The sequence below is a fragment of the Actinomyces sp. HMSC08A09 genome (genome assembly GCF_001807465.1).
Taxonomy (GTDB): Bacteria; Actinomycetota; Actinomycetes; order Actinomycetales; family Actinomycetaceae; genus Actinomyces; species Actinomyces oris.
Window position 1 is genome coordinate 26,247 of record NZ_KV789138.1, and the last position, 17,749, is coordinate 43,995.

Genomic DNA, 17,749 nt, shown 5'->3' on the forward strand with positions numbered 1-17,749 from the left:
CCGTACGAGGGTTTTCTCCCGGTATACCGCGGTATTTCACGGATCGACGACCCCTGAGATATGTCATGAGCAAATGATGACCGATGGGCCATGGACCGCTGCCGACGCGGGACGAGTCTTGAGCCATGAGCACAGCAACGCCTCGGACCGGCCGGGAGTCCTCCGTCCCGGAAGTCCCCCGGACGGACCATGTGGACGCCGTCCGACTGACCGATCTGCACAAGTCCTTCGGTGACGTCACCGCCGTCGACGGTGTCGACCTGACCATTCGTCCCGGCGAGGTCGTCGCCCTCCTGGGCCCCAACGGTGCGGGCAAGACGACGACGATCGACATGATCCTGGGACTGAGCCGCCCCACCAGCGGCGATGCGAGAGTCTTCGGGATGAGCCCGCGCCAGGCGGTCGACCGGGGCCTGGTCGCCGCAGTCATGCAGACCGCCGGCCTCCTGCCCGACATCACCGTGCGTGAGACGGTGCAGCTGACGGCAAGTCTCTTCTCGCATCGGATCGACGCCGAGGAGGCCATGCACCGCGCCGGCGTCACCGACTTCGCCTCGCGCATCGTCAAGAAGTGCTCCGGAGGCCAGCAGCAGCGCCTGCGCTTCGCCATGGCGCTCGTGAGTGATCCGGCACTGCTCATCCTCGATGAGCCGACCACGGGCATGGACGTCGAGGGGCGCCGCAGCTTCTGGGAGGCCATCCACGCCGATGCCGAGCGTGGGCGCACCATCGTCTTCGCCACGCACTACCTCGAGGAGGCCGATGCCTTCGCCGACCGGATCGTCCTGATGCGTCATGGGCGCATCATCGCCGACGGCACCGCCGCGGAGATCCGCGCCTCCGTGAGCGGCCGCTCCCTGAGGGCCACCCTGACCTGCGCTCCCGAAAGGCTGCGCGACGCCCTGGCCGATGCGCAGAACCGTGGGCAGGTCCACGACGTCGAGATCCTGGGCAGCACGCTCACCCTGAGCTCGACCGACAGCGACGCCGTCGCCGCGCTCCTCCTCAGCGAGCACCTCGCCCAGGACCTGGAGATCACCAGCCGGGGACTGGAGGACGCCTTCATGGCCCTGACCAGCGACAGCGCCTCCACCCCTAATGCCGGAGCGTCAGCATGAGCCGTTCCGCCCGCCCCGGCAACACCGTCACCCTCCCGCCCACAACCTCCATCGGAACCGCAATGTCCTCTTCTCAGTCCTCCTCCGCCTCATCACTAGTCAAGCGCCTCGATTTGTCCTCCCGGACCGCACCACCGCTGGGAGGGTTGAGCCTTCCTCTGCTGTCGCTCGAGGTGCGCCGGCGCCTGCGCAACCGTCGCTCCGTCATCTTCTCGATCGTTCTTCCGGTGGCCTTCTTCCTCATGTTCACCACCACCGACTACTCCGCCATGCCCTACGGCAACGGCAACGTCGTAGCGAACATGATGATCGGCATGGCCCTGTACGGCGCGCTCATGACCACCACCGGGGCAGGAGCGGCCGTGAGCACCGAGCGGGCTTCAGGATGGAGCCGCCAGCTGCGTCTGACCCCGCTCAAGCCCATCGCCTACATCACCGCCAAGGCGATCGTGGGGATGCTCATCAGCGCTCTGGCCATCGGCGCCGTCTATGCCTGCGGCCCCGTGCGACACGCGCAGATGCCGGCGAAGGTCTGGATCTTCTCAGCTCTCATCATCTGGCTGGGCTCCCTGGTCTTCGTCGCCTTCGGACTGTTCGTCGGCTACCTCCTGCCCTCGGACAACGCCATGCAGGTGGTCGGCCCGCTCATGGCCCTGCTCGCCTTTCTCGGCGGCATGTTCATCCCGTTGACGCCGGGCTCCACCATGGATCGCATCGGCAGCTTCACCCCCATGTACGGGCTGCACAACCTGGCGCTGTGGCCCATGGGTGCCGAGAGCTTCTCCTGGTGGTGGGTAGTCAACGTGCTGAGCTGGCTCGCCGTCTTCCTGGGCGGGGCCGCCTGGAAGATGGGCCGGGACACCGCCCGGGTGTGAGACCGTGAGTACCATCAGGGTCATGAAAGCCCGCGCCCTGTCCCCCGACGAGGCGCGGGCTCGCCGCACCCGCGTTGTAGCAGTCGGCTGGGGCATCGCGTGGGCCGCCTCCATGGTTCCGGTCGTCAGGGAGGGTCTGGCCCAAGGATCCAGCGGCGGGGTGTGGGGCGCCGCCAGTGCCATCGTCTCCTGCGCGTGTCTGTATGCCGCCTGCTCGCTCAGCGTAAGACGGGTGCGCCAGGGCCTGACCTGGCCCGGCCGCCTGAGTGCGTTGCTCATCGTGGTCGGCGCGCTCACAGCGATCGGGGCTGCCCTCGGCGTGGGCCCTCAGAGCCTGCAGCTGGTGGTCTTCCTGGCCGTTGTCCTGGCCTTCTCCCTGCCCTGGCGGGCGTCCATCGGCCCCATCGCGATCCTCGCCGGCACACTGTTCCTCGTTCCCAGGATGAGTCCCTCCTGGTCCGCAAGTGAAGGCGCCTGGATCGCTCTGCTCGGTGCGGGCGGCGCCTGCGTCTTCGGGCGCTACATCATGGAGCAGCGGCGGGTGGCCCGCATTCTGGAGCAGCGCACCCACGAACTGGAGATCAACGAGGAGCGCAACCGCATGGCCCGGGACATGCACGACATCCTGGGGCACTCGCTGACAGTCATCGCCTTGAAGACCGAGCTCGCCACCAGACTCGTCGATGCCGCCCCCGATCAGGCCAAGGCGGAGCTGACCGAGGTTCAGTCCCTGGCGCGCTCCGCCCTGGCCGACGTGCGCGCCACCGTCAACAGCTACCGTGAGCTGAGCCTGGCCGGCGAGCTGGCTCGCGCCACGAACGTCCTGACCTCTGCCGGTGTCCACGCAGACCTCCCGCTGACCGTCGAGATCGTCGATCCCGAGCTGCGCGAGCTCTTCGCCTGGGTGGTGCGCGAGGGCGTCACCAACATCGTGCGCCATGCCCACGCCTCGCACTGCAGGGTGGCGCTGAGCGCCGACTCCATTGAGGTGGCCGACGACGGTATCGGGCTGAACTCGGCCGCCGCCGGTGACGGTCACGGCTTGGAGGGACTGCGCCAGCGCTGCGAGGACAACGGCGCCGACCTCACCATCGAGACGCCCTCGCATGGCATCGGCACCGTCCTGAGGGTGCGCGCCCGCCGTCTATCCTCACCTATGGCGGCCGACGCGAGCCGGTGAGTCGGTCGGGCACCCCGAACTCCGGCGAGCACTCGTGTCGTCGGCGCTGAGGAACCTTGAGTAGACGGAGCTGAGCGATGATCCGAGTGATGCTGGCCGATGACCAGGCCATGGTGCGCGGGGCGCTGGCCGCATTGCTCGCCCTGGAGACCGATATCGAGGTCGTCGCGCAGGTCGGGAACGGGGACGATGTTCTGCCCGTCGCGCTCGAGCACCGGCCCGACGTCGTCCTCATGGACGTTGACATGCCCGGCACCGACGGACTGAGCGCGACCGCGAGTCTCCTGGCGCGGTTGCCGGCCACGAGGGTCCTCATCGTGACGACCTTCGGGCGTCCCGGATTCCTGCGGCGCGCCATTCAGTCCGGGGCCCACGGCTTCGTCGTCAAGGACGCCCCGGCCACCGAGCTGGCCGAGTCGGTGCGCCGGGTCCATGCCGGGCTGCGAGTCGTCGACCCGGCGCTGGCCGCCGACTCGCTCATCTTCGGGGACTCCCCCTTGACCGCCAGGGAGACCGAGGTTCTTCAGGCGGCGGCCGACGGCGCCACCGTCTCCGAGGTCGCCCGGCGGGTCCATCTCTCGGAGGGAACCACCCGGAACCACCTGTCCCAGGCCATGGCCAAGACCGGAGCCCCCACCCGGGCCGCGGCGGTGCACATCGCCGCCCAGAAGGGGTGGATCATCGAGTAGCGCTGGGGCGTCGGTTCGCGGGCTCAGCCCAGCAGCGCGTCGACGAAGCCCTCCGGGTCGAAGGGGGCCAGGTCGTCGGCGCCCTCCCCCAGGCCCACGAGCTTGACGGGCACGCCCAGCTCCTTCTGGACAGTGACGACGATGCCGCCCTTGGCGGTGCCATCGAGCTTGGTGAGCACGATGCCGGTGACGCCCACGGCCTCGGAGAAGACCTGGGCCTGACGCATGCCGTTCTGGCCGGTGGTGGCGTCCAGCACCAGGAGGATCTCGCCGACCGGGGCGATCTTCTCCATGACGCGCTTGATCTTGCCCAGCTCATCCATGAGGCCGGCCTTGTTCTGCAGGCGCCCGGCGGTGTCGACGACGACGACGTCCGCCTCCTGGGCGGCGGCCTCACGGGCTGCGTCGTAGGCGACTGAGGCGGGGTCGGCGCCCTCCTTCTCGGAGCGCACGACGTCAACGCCCACGCGCTCGCCCCAGGTGCTCAGCTGCTCGGCCGCCGCGGCGCGGAAGGTGTCGGCCGCTCCCAGGACGACGGTCTTGTCCTGAGCAACCAGGACGCGGGCGAGCTTGCCGCAGGTGGTGGTCTTGCCGGTGCCGTTGACCCCCACCATGAGGATGGCTGCCGCGGGCTTGCCCTGGGCTCCTTCGGCCGGGGTGGGGCGCTCCAGGTTGAGGGAGCGGTCCAGGGAGGGGTCGACGAGCTTGAGCAGCTCGGCGCGCAGGACAGTGCGGACCGCCTCGGGGTCGGAGGTTCCCAGAACCTTGGCCTGGGTGCGCAGCTCGTCCATGAGGGAGGTGGTCACCTCGATGCCGAGGTCGGAGGTGAGCAGGGTGTCCTCGATCTCCTCCCAGTCCTCCTCGGTGAGGTCTCCTCGGGACAGGACGGACAGGACCGCCTTGCCGAAGCCGCCGGCACCGGCCAGGCGGGCGCGCAGGCGCTGCATGCGTCCCGGGATGGACTCGGGGGACTCCAGCGTCGCAGTCGGCTTGGCGGCGCCCGCCCCTTCCGCATCCTCATCGGTGTCCTCGCCCTCCGAGGGCAGAAGGTCCTCCACGGACATCGGCTGGTGGGCGCTGATCTCGTCGGAGACCTGGCCCCGCCGTCGGCCGGCGTAGAGCCACAGCCCTCCTCCGATGACGATGACCAGGATGATGCCGAGAACGATGAGGATCGGTTCCATGGGCCCATCATGCCCGATCATGGGCTCCCTGTGGCGGGGTCGGCCTGCCCGGGTCGCCTCTCGCCCGCAGACAGCACGACGGCATGGGGGTTATCGGCGTACGACGCAGCTGTGGCATGAAGAAAACTGCAGCACGCCTGTTGACGTGCTGCAGGACGGGCCGCCGTCGTAGCGGCAATGCCCATTGAGCCGTATCGCCCTGAGACCGAAGCGGCTCTAGGACAGTGGGAGAAAGTGCGAGAGGGCATCGGAGCGGCAATCTCCCACGGCCAGGATTCCATCGAGAAGTAGCGTCATCTCGGCATCACATAGTCGTGAAAAAACGTTGACCGCAGTATTTCACGAGACGACCGCCGCTACTCAACTCTGAGACTGCGACAGGCCACCGGTTGCCGGCTCGTGCGCCTGAGCGCGACGCCGGGCGCCGGCGGAGCCACGGGTCCTCTCGGCAGCGTCCATCGCCTTTCCGACGACGCCGACCAGCCCTCCGAAGCCCTCGGTGCCGGCGTAGGCCGCCGGCCCCTCACGCGTCATGAGGTCGGACAGGCTGACCTCCTGGGGCACGACCTCGACCTCGACGTCCTGCTCCGCCAGGCGCACCTCCTGGGAGTTGCGGACCACGCTGCGAATGCGTGAGGGCCAAGAGCGCACCGGGAAGCGCTCAGCACAAACCATGCCGAGCACAAGCAGGCCGGCAACCAGCACGACAACGAGGGGAAGAATCATGACACCCATAGTTAGGATTCTGCCTTGCGAATTACGATCTGACCAGACTTTGCACGCACTTGTCGTCCAATCAACAACAAAACCTGACAACTTCCTGACACAACAATGACTCATATCTGAAAACGAGCGTCATGCTGCCAGCAGTCTATCACATTCCCATCACGTTTCACTCAGACATCAGGAGTCACAGCCGTACCGCGGTCGGGCTGGGCCAGCCTCTGCGAGACGGCCTTGGTGACCCCGTCGCGCATCGTGATGCCGTAGAGGGCGTCGGCCACCTCCATGGTCCGTTTCTGGTGGGTGATGATGATGAGCTGGCTGGAGCGCCGCAGCTCGGTGAAAATCTCCAGCAACCGCCCCAGGTTCGTGTCGTCCAGGGCCGCCTCGACCTCGTCCATGACATAGAAGGGCGAGGGCCGTGCCTTGAAGATCGCCACCAGGAGTGCCACGGCGGCCAGCGAGCGCTCCCCTCCTGAGAGCAGGGAGAGTCGTTTGACCTTCTTGCCGGCGGGGCGCGCCTCGATCTCGATGCCGGTGGTGAGCATGTCATCGGGATCCGTGAGCACCAGCCGCCCCTCCCCGCCGGGGAAGAGCCGATCGAAGACGGAGGCGAACTGACGGGCGGTGTCCTCGTAGGCCTGGGCGAAGACTTCCTGAACTCGCGCGTCGATCTCCTCGACGATGCTCAGCAGGTCGTCCCGCGAGCGTTTGAGGTCGGCCAGCTGCTCGGCCAGGAACTGGTGACGCTGCTCCAGAGCCGCGTGCTCCTCCAGGGCCAGCGGGTTGACCTTGCCGAGCCGGGCAAGATCGCGCGAGGCCTTGGCCAGGCGCTTCTCCTGCTCGGAACGCACGTAGGGGCGGCCCAGATGGCCTGATCCGCCGGCCGACGCCTGAGCGGCGTCCTGCTCCGCGGCGGAGCCAGGGTCGGAGGCGGCATCAGCCTCCTCGTTGAGCTCGGGGACGAGCATGTGCGGTCCGTACTCCTCCACGAGGGGGTCCAACTCCAGGCCGAGCTCGCTCATGGCACGCTCCGCCAGAGCCTCCAGTCGCATGCGCTGCTCGGCCCGGGCCACCTCCTCGCGATGGGCGGCATCGGTGAGACTGCCCAGCTCCTTGGTCAGCTGGTCGATCTCCTCGCGAACCTCGTTGGTGGCGGCCAGGGCCTGGGAGCGCTCGGTCTCGATGGCCGCGCGCTCATCGGCCGCCTGCTGCACACTGGTGCGCGCCGCCTCGGCGGCCGCGCGCGCCTGGTCCCGCACGTGGGTGGCGACCGCCAGCTGGGCGCTGCGGCGTTGCTGGGCCCGCTCGGCAGCAGCGCGCTGGTCGCGTTCACGCCGTGCGGCCGCCCGCAGCGAGTCGGCGCGCCCGCGGCTGGAGCGCTCGCGCTCCTCTGCCGTGCGCAGGGCGAGCCTGGCATCGGTCTCGGCGGCACGGGCCTGGCGCGCAGCATCCGCAGCGGCCTCGCGCTCCTGTCGGGCAGCCTCCAGGGCGCGCTCGAGGCTGTCGGCACCACTCTTCCCCGAGACGCCCGTACCGTCGGCGCCCTCGGCAGCCTCTGCGGTTTCATCCCCGCCCTCCACCTCGGCCAGTGCGGCAGTGGCGGCTGCCAGCTCGGCGGTGCGCTGGACCGACTCGGCCTCGGCACGCTCCAGCACCCGGCGAGCACGCCCGGTCTCCTCGGAGGCGGCGTGGGCGGCGGAGGTCAGGCGGGCCATCGCCTCGGCAGCCCGGGCGGCCTCGGCGTCGGCCTGACGCAGGGCGGACAGCGCCTCGCTGAGCGCCTGGCGAGCAGCGTCCTCCTGGCGACGGGCCTCCTCCAGGGCCGCGTCGGCCTCAGTCTCGGCCTGTGCGGCGGCAGCGGCCTCAGCGTCGGCCTCCTCGTGGGCCGCGGTGAGCTCGAGGACCGAGGAGGCCCCCCGGCCGGCCCCGGCGACCCAGCCGGGCGCCAGGACGTCGCCGCTGCGGGTGGCCACGACGGCGTCGGGCAGCTCTGCACGCAGGGCCCTGGCGGCCTCGAGGTCCTCCACCACCCAGGAGTCCTTGAGCAGCCGGTCCAGGACCTGCTCGAGGCGCCCCGGCTGCGCGGAACCGACGAGGCCGCGGGCCGCCAGGGCCCCGTCAACGGGAGCCGGCTCCACCTCATCATCGGTGTCGGCCTCATCATCGGTGTCGGCGCCCCCCAGTGAGGGGTCGCCAGCCAGCACCAGTCGCACCGCTCCGAGGTCCTGGCTTCGGGCATGATCCAGCCCGGCCAGGGCCGCCTCAGCATCTGTGGCCAGGCCGGCCTCGGCGAGCGCTCCCAGGAGGGCGGCGACGGCGTTCTCCCAGCCGCGCTCAACATTGAGGTGCTCGGCAAGCGGTCCGAGGAGACCGTCGATACCGGCTTGCAGCAGCGCGGCCGTGCCGTCCTGGCCACGCAAGGAGATGGCCAGGGTGTCGCGTCTGGCAGTCCAGGTGGCCCGGTCGGAGGCCGCCTCCCGGCGGGCGTCAGTCGCGGCCGCGACCGCTTCACGGGCCTGGGCCAGGTGGCGTGCGGCCTCGTCGTGCACAGCGGCAGCCCGCACCGCCGCGTCGGCAGCCGCGCCGCCCTCGGCAGGTACCTGCGCTGGAACGACGGCGTCCCGCGCACCACCGGCGGCCGCCTGCGCCGGTTCCGCCTCTCCCCCGGCCTCGGCCAGGGCGGCCCGGGCGCTGTCCTCGCGAGCCTCGGCAGCGCGCAAAGCGCTGCGCGCCTGCTCGAGGGCGGCCAGGCTGGCCTCGTGGCGGCTGCGGGCCGAGGCGACGCGTCCGCCGGCCCGGGCGATGGTCTCACGTCTGTCTGAGACGCGACGCTGAGCCGCTGAGAGCTCCTGGTCGGCTGCCTTCTCGGCGGTTTCCGCGTCCGCACGCACCCGGGTGGCGTCGCTGAGCGCGGTGCGGGCGGCCTCGAGGGTGTCGGCGAGCTCCGCCTCCTCCCGGCTCGCGGCCTCGGCCCGCCGCTCGAGCTCCTCAGGATCGGTGCCGTGGCTCGGGGCCGGGGCGGAGGCCAGGAGCCGGATCCGCTCGCCGGCCACGTCCGCGAGCGCCCCGAGGGACTGGGCCGCGGCGGTGAGCTCCTCCCAGATGCCGCCGGCGCGGGCGAGGCGCTGGGCGGAGGTGGTCTCGATGGCGGCCAGCTCGCTCAGGCGGGCCCTGGCGACGCGCTCGGCCTCCTCGACGGCGCTGCGGCGCCGGGCCAGGGCCTCCTTGTCCTCGTCACCGGCCTCCAGGAGGGACTGGGCCTGGACGACGTCGTCGGCCAGGAGCCGGGCGGTGGCGTCTCGAACCTCGACCTGGATGCTCCGGGCGCGCCGGGCGATGGCGGCCTGTCGGGCCAGGGGGCCGAGCTGGCGGCGCAGCTCCTGGGTGAGGTCGGCGACGCGGGCGAGGTCGGTGGCCATGGACTCCAGCTTGCGAAGGGCGCGCTCCTTGCGCTTGCGGTGCTTGAGGACGCCGGCGGCCTCCTCGATGAAGCCGCGGCGGCCCTCAGGCGTGGCGCTCAGGACCGCGTCGAGCTGCCCCTGCCCGACGATGACGTGCATCTGGCGTCCCAGGCCCGTGTCGCTGAGGAGCTCCTGGACGTCGAGGAGGCGGCAGGGACTGCCGTTGATGCGGTACTCCGACCCGCCACCACGGAACAGGGTGCGCGAGATGGTGACCTCGGTGTAGTCGATCGGCAGTGCGCCGTCGGTGTTGTCGATGGTCAGTGAGACCTCGGCGCGCCCGAGGGCCGGGCGGGAGCCGGCGCCGGCGAAGATGACGTCGGCCATGGAGCCACCGCGCAGGTTCTTGGCGCCCTGCTCACCCATAACCCAGGTCAGGGCGTCAACGACATTGGACTTGCCGGAGCCGTTGGGGCCGACCACCGCTGTGATGCCGGGCTCCAGGCGGAGGGTGGTTGACGAGGCGAAGGACTTGAATCCCTTGATCGTCAACGTCTTGAGGTGCACGGGTGCCACCCTAACAGCGCGGGCGGTTGAGTCGGGGACAGGCACGACAAAGGGACTTGACATGACCGCGATAGACAAGCAGACTTTCCATATTAAGGCGGTCGGGTACGGGGCTATGCACCTGCTCGACCAGCCTCGTCGCCCCGTCCCCGAACCCGAAGGAGCCACGATGCTCGAACTGTCCCGCCTGTCCAAACGCTTCGGGAGCCTTCAGGCCCTGGATGATCTCTCCCTGTCCCTGAACCGCGGCGAGATCGTCGGCTTCGTCGGTTCTAACGGGGCGGGCAAGTCCACCACGATGCGCATCGTCATGGGGGTGCTCGCCGCCGACTCCGGCGCCGTGACCTGGATGGGCGCCCCCGTGGACGCCGCCATCCGACGCACCATCGGCTACATGCCCGAGGAGCGCGGCCTCTACCCCCGGATGAAGGTGGCCGAGCAGCTCGTCTACCTGGCCCGCCTCCACGGACTGTCCGCCTCCGCCGCCAAGGCGGCTGCAGAGCGGTGGACCGAGCGTCTGGGCCTGGAGGGGCGCCGCGGCGACGAGGTGCAGAGCCTGTCGCTGGGCAACCAGCAGCGCGTCCAGCTGGCCGCCGCACTGGTGAGCGACCCCGAGCTGCTCATTCTCGATGAGCCCTTCTCCGGCCTGGATCCGGTGGCCGTGGACGTCATGAGCCAGGTCCTCCTGGAGCGGGCGGCCGCAGGCGTGCCCACCCTCTTCTCCTCCCACCAGCTCGACGTCGTCGAGCGCCTGTGCGACCGAGTGGTCATCATCCGCTCAGGCCGGCTCGTGGCCGACGGCACGATTCCCGAGCTGCAGGCCACCGAGACGCCCCGGTGGCGGGTCGTCGTCGAGCAGGCCGCGGGGAGCCCACCGGTGCAGGCGGCCTCCCTGAACCTGCCCGCCCCCACGGTCGAGCTCGATGATGCCGGCCGCCTGGTCATCACCGCGGCGGGAGCCGATGAGCAGGCGCTGCTGAGCGCTGCCCAGCGCCTGGGGACGGTGCGCGAGCTCGGCCCGGTGCGCCACCGGCTCACCGACATCTTCCGAGAGGTTCTGACCACCACCTCCCACGAGGGAACCGCAGACAGCAACGAGACGAAGGAGGCGCGCTGATGAGCGACCGGACCACCCCCATCACTCGCCGTCAGGAGATCGCCCTGGTCACCGGCCGGGAGCTGCGGGCGCACCTGCTGAAGAAGTCGACCATCATCCTGACCCTGGTGCTGCTCATTGCCGCCGTCGGCGGCATCGTCGGCGTCAAGCTCTACACCGCCGGCCAGGACCAGGCCTATCGGGTCGGGCTCAAGGGCGTGACGCTCTCCCAGGCCGCCGGGCTGGACAAGGTGGCCGCATCCAACGGGGAGACGATCAAGCTCGTTGATGTCTCGGCTCACCAGGCCAAGGACGTCCTGGCCGACGACGCCCCAGAGGGCACGCCGCACGTGGACATGGTCCTGGACGTCTCCGGCTCGACCCCCACCATCACGGTGGAGAAGTCGGCCGACGACGCGGTCGTCTCGGGGGTCACGGCCTACCTTCAGCAGTCGGCTCTGGGCCAGCAGATCGCGTCCTTGGGAGGCGACCCCGCTCAGGTGGCCTCTCAGCTCAGTACCGCCAAGCCCGAGGTGAAGGCGCTCCACGCCCCTCAGCGCGATTCGGCAGAGTTCGGCTCGCGTTACGCGATCCTCATGACGATTGACGTCCTGCTGCTGTTCGCCATCATGGGCGGTGGCCAGTTCATCGCCCAGGGGGTGGTGGAGGAGAAGTCGAGCCGGATCGTGGAGATCCTCCTGGCCTGCGTGCGGCCCAGCTCGTTGCTGGCCGGCAAGATCCTGGGGATCGGTATCGCCTCGGTCCTGACCACGGGGGCTGTCGCCGTGGCCGGAGTCATCGCCGCGAAGGCCACGGGAGTCATGCCGGACATCAGTCTCAACCTGGACGGCGTGCTCGTCGCGATGATCGTGTGGATGATCGTGGGCTACGCGATCTTCGCGGTCGCCTTCGGGGCCGCCGCCTCACTCGTGAGCCGCCAGGAGGACGTCAGCTCGGTGAGCATGCCCCTGGTCATGCTCTCGATGGTCCCTTACGTCCTGAGCTTCTTGATGGCCACCGGGGACACCAACAGCATGACCTTCCGGGTCCTGTCCTACGTGCCGCCCTTCGCCCCCTTCATGATGCCGGCGCGCCTGGTGCTGGGGGTCTCCTCCTGGACCGAGCAGCTGATCGCCCTGGGGCTCGCGCTGGTCTTCCTGCCGCTGCTGGTGCGTGTGGCGGCGGCGATCTACACCAGGGCCGTCACCCGCACCGGTGCCCGCGTCCCCCTCAAGGAGGTTCTCAGGAGGGCCGAGCAAGCCTGAGCGGGGCCTCATCGGCTCGCGGCCGGCCACATGTGAGACGACGGTGGTGCGCCTTCCTCCTCAGAAGGCGCACCACCGTCGTCTCGTGTCGCGCGTCAGGCGCCCTGCGGGAGGGGCCGCGGGTCAGTCGGCCAGCTCGGGGAACCAGATGGCGATCTCTCGGGCTGCGGACTCGTCGCTGTCCGAGCCGTGGACGAGGTTGAGGATGGCGGGGGTCCCCCAGTCGCGTCCCAGGTCTCCGCGGATGGTGCCGGGTGCGGCCGTGGTGGGGTCGGTGGGACCCATGAGGCTGCGCACGCCCTCGACGACGCGCTGCCCCTCGGCGACCGCGGCCACCACGTCGCCGGAGGTCATGTACTCCACAACGCCGGGGTAGAAGGGCTTGTCCACGTGCTCGGCGTAGTGCTGGGCGAGGATCTGCTCGGTGGGAGTGAGAACCTTCAGGGCCGTCAGGGTGTACCCCTTGGCCTCGATACGACGCAGGATCTCACCGGTGAGGCGACGCTCGACGGCGTCGGGCTTGATGAGGACGAGGATGCGGCCGACGTGGGAGGTGCGTGCCATGGGGGCTCCTTGGTGGGTTGGCATTCGAGGGACCGAATGGACCATAACGGGTCCGGGCGCCTGCCCGCCATGGCGGAGCCGGTGGAGTCAGGCCTGTTCGACAAGCAGGATCAGGTCGGCGGCGCGGTCGCGGGCGGCATCGAGGGCGGCCTGGAGAATAAGTGCGGAGGACTGGGCTCCGGGATCGCGGTGGCCGCAGGAGCGCTCCCCCAGGAAGGAGGCCCGACCACGGCGGGCCTGGAGGGGCTCGGTCTCCTGAGCCCCCGTGGCTGCGGCCTGAGCGGCTGCGGCGAGGACACCGACCTCGTCCTGCCCGATCTCGGCGGCCTCCCTGGCGGCCACCGCCGCAGGGCGCCAGGCGTCGGCCATGGTCTTGTCCCCGCTGGCGGCGTGCCCCCGGGCCTCCAGCCCCGAGGTGGCCTCCTCCAGGGCGCGAGCCAGATCCCCAGGCCCCCAGGTAGCGGCCTCACAGGAGCGGGAGGCCTTGAGGAAGGCTGTTCCCAGCAGCGGCCCACCGGCACCACCGACGGTGGCCATGAGCGTGGTGGCGACAAGCTTGAGGACCCCTCCGGGGCTTGCCGGGATACCTCCGGCCCGCTGAGCGGCATCGAGCTTGGAGACCACCGCCTTCATGCCACGCTCCAGGTTGTCCCCGTGGTCGGCGTCTCCGATCGCTCGGTCCAGCTCGGTCAGCTCGGCGCGGTTCTCAGCGATCAGCTCGGCGGCGCGACGGGCCCAGTCAAGGGCCCAGGCGGCGTCTAAGGACATACTGCTTCCTTCTCGGGTCTTAGCAGGTGTTGGTTCCAGGCATGAGCGCCACGCACCCGAGGGTGAAGGACGACCATGCGGCTGTGATCGGGCTCCGCACGGCCCCGATGGGGCCCGACGCGTCCTGGGAACGCCCGTGGGGTGCGCCGGAGCAAGCTGACGAGGTGCTCATCGCCCGCTCGCGCCCCCATCCTCTCACGCCCCCTGCCGCCTCGCGCGCTGAGATGTCCGCAGGGCCTGCGACCAGCCCGAACGCACGTGCCACCGCAGTCGGAACGGGGACTCGAGGAGCGCCGTCGCAGGAGCGGGCCGCCGCCGTCAGGGTCTGCCGAACAGGGCGCGGGCCTCGGCGGCCAAAACGACGGAGCCGACGATGAGGATTCCTGAGGCGGTCAGCGGGGCGTCATACCCCTCCGACAGGGCGACCGCCCGCTCCACCCCCTCGCCGAGCTGCTGGCTCACCACGACGCGGTCGGCGCCGTAGACCTCCCGGGCGATCTCGCCGAGGTCCTCGACGTCCATGGCCCGGGGTGAGTCGATGGGGACGCACACGACGGCGTCGGTCACCGGTTCCAGGCCCGCCAGGATGCCCTCGGCGTCCTTATCAGCCATGACACCCAGGACCGCGACGAGGTGCTGGAAGCCGAAGGCCTCCTCGACGGCTCCGGTGAGGGCCTCGACGCCGTGCGGGTTGTGCCCGGCGTCGACCAGGACCGTGGGTGAGGAGCGCAGCACCTCCAGACGGCCCGGGCTGGTGACGGAGGCGAAACCGTCCTCGACGATGCGCGCCGGCAGCCGGCGCCCGCCGTGGACCGCCTCGGCGGCGGCCAGGGCGAGCAGGGCATTGTGGGCCTGGTACTCCCCGTGCAGCGGGACGAAGGCGTCCTCATAGACGGCTGCCGCCGTGGCGAAGGTGACCAGCTGACCGCCGACGGCGAGCTGGCGGTCGAGGACCTGCAGGACGCCGGCCTCCGGCGAGGTGGGGTCCTCCTGAGGGTCCCGCTCCCGACGCACGACGGCCCGGTGAGAGACCGCGGCCTGCTCGATCTCGGCAGCGGCCTCGGGGACCTGATGGGCGACGATGACGGTGGAGCCGTCCTTGATGATGCCGGCCTTCTCATGGGCGATCTCGGTGATCGACGAGCCCAGCCAGCGCTCGTGGTCGCGCCCGATCGGGGTGATGACGGCGACGTCGGAGCCGATGACGTTCGTGGCGTCCCACCGCCCGCCCAGGCCCACCTCGATGACGGCGACGTCGACGGGGTAGTCGGCGAAGGCGGCCAGCGCCATGACGGCCAGGACCTCGAAGAAGGACAGGCGGGGCCCGCCGGCGGCCTGGGAGCGCTCGTCGACCATGGCGACATATGGGGCCACGTCCTCCCAGGCGGCGATGAAGCCCTCCTCGCTGATCGGTTCACCGTCGAGGCTGATGCGCTCGCGGATGGTGGCCAGGTGCGGGGAGGTGAAGCGGCCGGTGCGCATGCCGCCGGCGGCCAGCAGTCGCTCGGTCATGCGGGCGGTGGAGGTCTTGCCGTTGGTGCCGGTGATGTGAACGGTGCGGTAGGTGCGCTCGGGGTTGCCCAGGAGGTCGAGGACGGCCTCAACTCGCTCCAGGGAGGGCTGGACCTGGTGCTCGGGGGCGCGCGCGAGGATCTCGGCCTCGACCTGGCGCATGCGGGCGGAGACCTCGACGCCGCGGGCAGCGGCTTGCAGATCGCGCAGGTGCTCACCCTCGGAGTCGTCGGCGAGCTGGGGCTCCCAGGAGTCCCAGTCGTCGGAGTCGTCGGCGTCCACCTCGGCCAGGAGCTCCTCGAGGCGATCAGTGTCACCACCCGGAATCATGTTGGCGGCGACGAGCTCGCGCAGAGCCTCGAGGTCCTCGCGGTCCTGGACCTCGGCATCGGCCTGTCGCTGAGCACCGGCCTCCTGAAGCTCGGAGACGGCCAGCCCCTCGCCCTCGGCCAGGCCGGGGGCGCCTGCGGCCTCCAGGTAGGGCAGGAGCTCGGGGTCGATACCGGCTTCACCGAAGACGGCGTCGACGACCTCCTCCCCCGTGGCCCCCTCGGGGATGCCGAAGGCGGCACCGGGCCTGACCTGCTTGGAGTCGTCGTCTACGGGCACTGTGCCATCCTTTGCTCGACGTGACGGGTTGGGCGGAGGCTCTCTCAAGCGCCCCCTCCCAGCCCTAATCTAGCCGAGGCCCGAAGACTCCCAGCCACTGCATAGTCACGACTGATCGGCAGGGGAATCACGTGAGCGCAATCTCTCACAGCAAGGTCCGCACCCGAAAAACGATTTCTTCTTAAATCTTTTTCGGGGCACAAGCCCATTCGGACGGCATCAACAATACGACTACCATGATTGTTGTACAAAAACTCGATGAATACATCCTAATTCTCGGTGAAATATTTGAGGAATTCACCAGGGAACCCTATGGGTATAGGGGTAGACATACCCCCCACATGCCTGCCTAGGCTTCCTCCATGCGTTTGTCAGTGATTGGTTGCGGATATCTCGGTGCTGTTCACGCTGCGTCAATGGCGGAGCTCGGGCATGATGTGGTGGGCGTGGACGTCGACGCCCACAAGGTAAATCTTCTGAGTAACGGCAGGGCGCCGTTCTTCGAGCCCGAGTTGGAAGGGCTTCTGGCCCGTAACGTGGAGGCCGGACGCCTGACCTTCACTCAGGACTTCTCCGCCATTGAGGGAGCCCAGGTCCATTTCATCGGCGTGGGCACACCGCAGTCCGAGTCGGGGGCGGCGGACATGACGTACGTCGACGCAGCCGTGACCGCCATGCTCCCCCACCTGGGGCACTGCACCAGCGGCCCTGAGGTGGTCGCCGGCAAGTCCACGGTTCCCGTTGGCACCGCCGCCCGTCTGTCCCAGCTGATCGAGCCGACCGGGGCGCTGCTGCTGTGGAACCCGGAGTTCCTGCGGGAGGGCTTCGCCGTTCAGGACACGCTGCGTCCGGACCGGATGGTCTACGGCCTGCCGGAGAATCCCGACGCCGCCGGCCGCGCCCAGGAGACGATGGACGCGGTCTACGCGCAGATCCTGACCGCTGGCACCCCGCGCCTGGTCATGGACTACGCCACCGCCGAGCTGGTCAAGATCAGTGCGAACGCCTTCCTGGCCACGAAGATCTCCTTCATCAACGCCATGTCCCAGGTCTGCGACGCCGCGGGTGCCAATGTGACGGCCCTCGCTGAGGCGATCGGTATGGATGACCGTATCGGGCGCCGGTTTCTGCGCGCCGGTATCGGCTTCGGCGGGGGCTGTCTGCCCAAGGACATCCGTGCCTTCCAGGCCCGCGCCGGCGAGCTCGGCGTCGGCGATGCCCTGGCCTTCCTCGCGGAGGTCGATCGCGTCAACGACACCATGCGTGCCGGCGTCATCCGCACAGTCGCAGAGCTTCTCGGCGAGCACACGTCGGCGGCCACGGTGACGGTCCTCGGGGCCGCCTTCAAACCGGACAGCGACGACATGCGCAACTCCCCCGCCCTGGATCTCGCCGTGGAGCTGTCGGGCATGGTCGAGCGAGTCGTCGTGCACGACCCGGCCGCCGGCCCGATCCTCGCTCAGAGGACGAACCGCCCCTACGAGGTCGCCGCCTCAGCGCAGTCCGCCCTGGAGGGAACCGACCTGGTCATCATCGGCACGGAGTGGCGCGAGTACCAGGATCTTGACCCCGCCCAGGCGGCCGGTCTAGCACGTAACCGCTACGTCATTGACGGACGCAACTGCCTGGATGCGCAGGCCTGGAAGGCGGCCGGTTGGAGCTACCGCGGCATCGGCCGGCGGTGAGCGGCTTGGGCGGCGCGGGCTCCTCAGCGCCGCCCAAGCCTGCCGGCGAACGCTGCGGCCAAGGCTCGAGCGCCGCCACCCAGCACTGACATGTCGCTGGTCGCCAGGAGGATCAGGCAGACCCAGACCGCCCCGTTCAGCCATGAGCCGCCGTCGAAGGACGTGCACACGGCCATGACGCTGAGCAGCGCGAGCTGGTAGGTCAGGCGCGAGCGGTCCATGGGAAGGTCGATGCGGCGCCTGAGGTCCCGGGCTCGCACCACCAGGACGAGGGCGTAGGCCACTGCTCCGGCCAGGCCGGCGCCCCACGGCCCCATGAACGGTACGAGAGCCACGCCGAGGATCACGTTGACCACCGCCCCCATCATGGTGGAGACCATGAGCATGCGACTGTTCATGAGCGCCTGGTAGAAGGTGCCGAAGAAGATGGTCATGACCCCGAAGGTCGCCGCCAGCATGAGCAGGGGGACGTAGCGCCATCCCTCGGCGAACTCGGCCTGGAGCATCACC

General features: G+C 69.8%; 14 protein-coding genes. 7 read left to right on the forward strand and 7 right to left on the reverse strand.

The window, feature by feature from the left end; translation table 11 throughout:
- The first annotated feature begins 125 nt into the window (after positions 1-125).
- The 4 genes from HMPREF3165_RS09730 (at position 126) to HMPREF3165_RS09745 (ending at position 3,862) form a co-directional block, all read left to right on the forward strand.
- Positions 126-1,118 (forward strand): ABC transporter ATP-binding protein, encoded by a 993-nt coding sequence (locus HMPREF3165_RS09730; RefSeq protein ID WP_070512933.1) that lies wholly within the window; start codon positions 126-128, stop codon positions 1,116-1,118.
- Between the two features lie 146 nt (positions 1,119-1,264).
- Positions 1,265-1,993, forward strand: a complete 729-nt coding sequence (locus tag HMPREF3165_RS09735; protein ID WP_176747043.1) for an ABC transporter permease — start codon at positions 1,265-1,267, stop codon at positions 1,991-1,993.
- Positions 1,994-2,015: 22 nt separating this feature from the next.
- Positions 2,016-3,173: a sensor histidine kinase gene (locus HMPREF3165_RS09740; RefSeq protein ID WP_070512936.1), complete on the forward strand. Its 1,158-nt coding sequence runs from the start codon at positions 2,016-2,018 to the stop codon at positions 3,171-3,173.
- A gap of 77 nt (positions 3,174-3,250) precedes the next feature.
- On the forward strand, positions 3,251-3,862 hold the full coding sequence (locus HMPREF3165_RS09745) for a response regulator transcription factor (RefSeq protein ID WP_070512939.1): 612 nt from the start codon (positions 3,251-3,253) through the stop codon (positions 3,860-3,862).
- Positions 3,863-3,885: 23 nt separating this feature from the next.
- Here HMPREF3165_RS09745 and ftsY read toward each other — a convergent pair whose 3' ends face one another.
- The 3 genes from ftsY to smc all read right to left on the reverse strand — a co-directional run bounded on the left by ftsY (position 3,886) and on the right by smc (position 9,740).
- Positions 3,886-5,046, reverse strand: coding sequence for a signal recognition particle-docking protein FtsY (gene ftsY / locus HMPREF3165_RS09750; RefSeq protein ID WP_070512941.1), 1,161 nt, complete (start codon positions 5,044-5,046; stop codon positions 3,886-3,888).
- Positions 5,047-5,406: 360 nt separating this feature from the next.
- Positions 5,407-5,781 (reverse strand): hypothetical protein, encoded by a 375-nt coding sequence (locus HMPREF3165_RS09755; protein ID WP_010613567.1) that lies wholly within the window; start codon positions 5,779-5,781, stop codon positions 5,407-5,409.
- A 161-nt stretch (positions 5,782-5,942) separates the two neighbouring features.
- The gene (gene smc, locus HMPREF3165_RS09760) at positions 5,943-9,740 is read right to left on the reverse strand and encodes a chromosome segregation protein SMC (protein WP_070512944.1); all 3,798 of its coding nucleotides are present in this window, start codon (positions 9,738-9,740) and stop codon (positions 5,943-5,945) included.
- 169 nt (positions 9,741-9,909) lie between these two features.
- Here smc and HMPREF3165_RS09765 point away from each other — a divergent pair, with 169 nt between their 5' ends.
- Both HMPREF3165_RS09765 and HMPREF3165_RS09770 read left to right on the forward strand, forming a co-directional pair.
- Positions 9,910-10,857 (forward strand): ABC transporter ATP-binding protein, encoded by a 948-nt coding sequence (locus HMPREF3165_RS09765; protein WP_070512947.1) that lies wholly within the window; start codon positions 9,910-9,912, stop codon positions 10,855-10,857.
- A complete protein-coding gene (locus tag HMPREF3165_RS09770) occupies positions 10,857-12,101 on the forward strand; it encodes an ABC transporter permease (RefSeq protein ID WP_070512950.1) in 1,245 nt (414 codons plus the stop codon). Before HMPREF3165_RS09765 ends, HMPREF3165_RS09770 begins: the two co-directional genes overlap by 1 nt.
- A 123-nt stretch (positions 12,102-12,224) precedes the next feature.
- Here the strand turns inward: HMPREF3165_RS09770 and ndk are convergent, their stop codons facing one another.
- The 3 genes from ndk to HMPREF3165_RS09785 all read right to left on the reverse strand — a co-directional run bounded on the left by ndk (position 12,225) and on the right by HMPREF3165_RS09785 (position 15,554).
- Positions 12,225-12,665: a nucleoside-diphosphate kinase gene (ndk, locus tag HMPREF3165_RS09775; protein ID WP_070512953.1), complete on the reverse strand. Its 441-nt coding sequence runs from the start codon at positions 12,663-12,665 to the stop codon at positions 12,225-12,227.
- Positions 12,666-12,752: 87 nt separating this feature from the next.
- Positions 12,753-13,433 (reverse strand): dihydroxyacetone kinase subunit DhaL, encoded by a 681-nt coding sequence (gene dhaL / locus HMPREF3165_RS09780; RefSeq protein ID WP_070512956.1) that lies wholly within the window; start codon positions 13,431-13,433, stop codon positions 12,753-12,755.
- A gap of 318 nt (positions 13,434-13,751) precedes the next feature.
- Positions 13,752-15,554 (reverse strand): bifunctional folylpolyglutamate synthase/dihydrofolate synthase, encoded by a 1,803-nt coding sequence (locus tag HMPREF3165_RS09785; protein ID WP_070512958.1) that lies wholly within the window; start codon positions 15,552-15,554, stop codon positions 13,752-13,754.
- Positions 15,555-15,916: 362 nt separating this feature from the next.
- Here HMPREF3165_RS09785 and HMPREF3165_RS09790 point away from each other — a divergent pair, with 362 nt between their 5' ends.
- A complete protein-coding gene (locus HMPREF3165_RS09790; protein WP_070512961.1) occupies positions 15,917-17,239 on the forward strand; it encodes a UDP-glucose dehydrogenase family protein in 1,323 nt (440 codons plus the stop codon).
- 23 nt (positions 17,240-17,262) lie between these two features.
- Here HMPREF3165_RS09790 and HMPREF3165_RS13920 read toward each other — a convergent pair.
- Positions 17,263-17,749, reverse strand: a 487-nt coding sequence (locus tag HMPREF3165_RS13920; protein WP_256275261.1) for a lipopolysaccharide biosynthesis protein, incomplete at its 5' end; no start/stop codon positions are given.

What these genes read in the sequence shown, in the direction of transcription:
- dhaL (WP_070512956.1), bottom strand. Translation starts at nt 13,433, where the DNA reads ATGTCCTTAGACGCCGCCTGGGCCCTTGACTGGGCCCGTCGCGCCGCC.
- HMPREF3165_RS09790 (WP_070512961.1), top strand. Translation starts at nt 15,917, where the DNA reads ATGCGTTTGTCAGTGATTGGTTGCGGATATCTCGGTGCTGTTCACGCT.
- ndk (WP_070512953.1), bottom strand. Translation starts at nt 12,665, where the DNA reads ATGGCACGCACCTCCCACGTCGGCCGCATCCTCGTCCTCATCAAGCCC.
- ftsY (WP_070512941.1), bottom strand. Translation starts at nt 5,046, where the DNA reads ATGGAACCGATCCTCATCGTTCTCGGCATCATCCTGGTCATCGTCATC.
- HMPREF3165_RS09765 (WP_070512947.1), top strand. Translation starts at nt 9,910, where the DNA reads ATGCTCGAACTGTCCCGCCTGTCCAAACGCTTCGGGAGCCTTCAGGCC.
- HMPREF3165_RS09740 (WP_070512936.1), top strand. Translation starts at nt 2,016, where the DNA reads ATGAAAGCCCGCGCCCTGTCCCCCGACGAGGCGCGGGCTCGCCGCACC.
- HMPREF3165_RS09770 (WP_070512950.1), top strand. Translation starts at nt 10,857, where the DNA reads ATGAGCGACCGGACCACCCCCATCACTCGCCGTCAGGAGATCGCCCTG.
- HMPREF3165_RS09730 (WP_070512933.1), top strand. Translation starts at nt 126, where the DNA reads ATGAGCACAGCAACGCCTCGGACCGGCCGGGAGTCCTCCGTCCCGGAA.
- HMPREF3165_RS09745 (WP_070512939.1), top strand. Translation starts at nt 3,251, where the DNA reads ATGATCCGAGTGATGCTGGCCGATGACCAGGCCATGGTGCGCGGGGCG.
- HMPREF3165_RS09755 (WP_010613567.1), bottom strand. Translation starts at nt 5,781, where the DNA reads ATGGGTGTCATGATTCTTCCCCTCGTTGTCGTGCTGGTTGCCGGCCTG.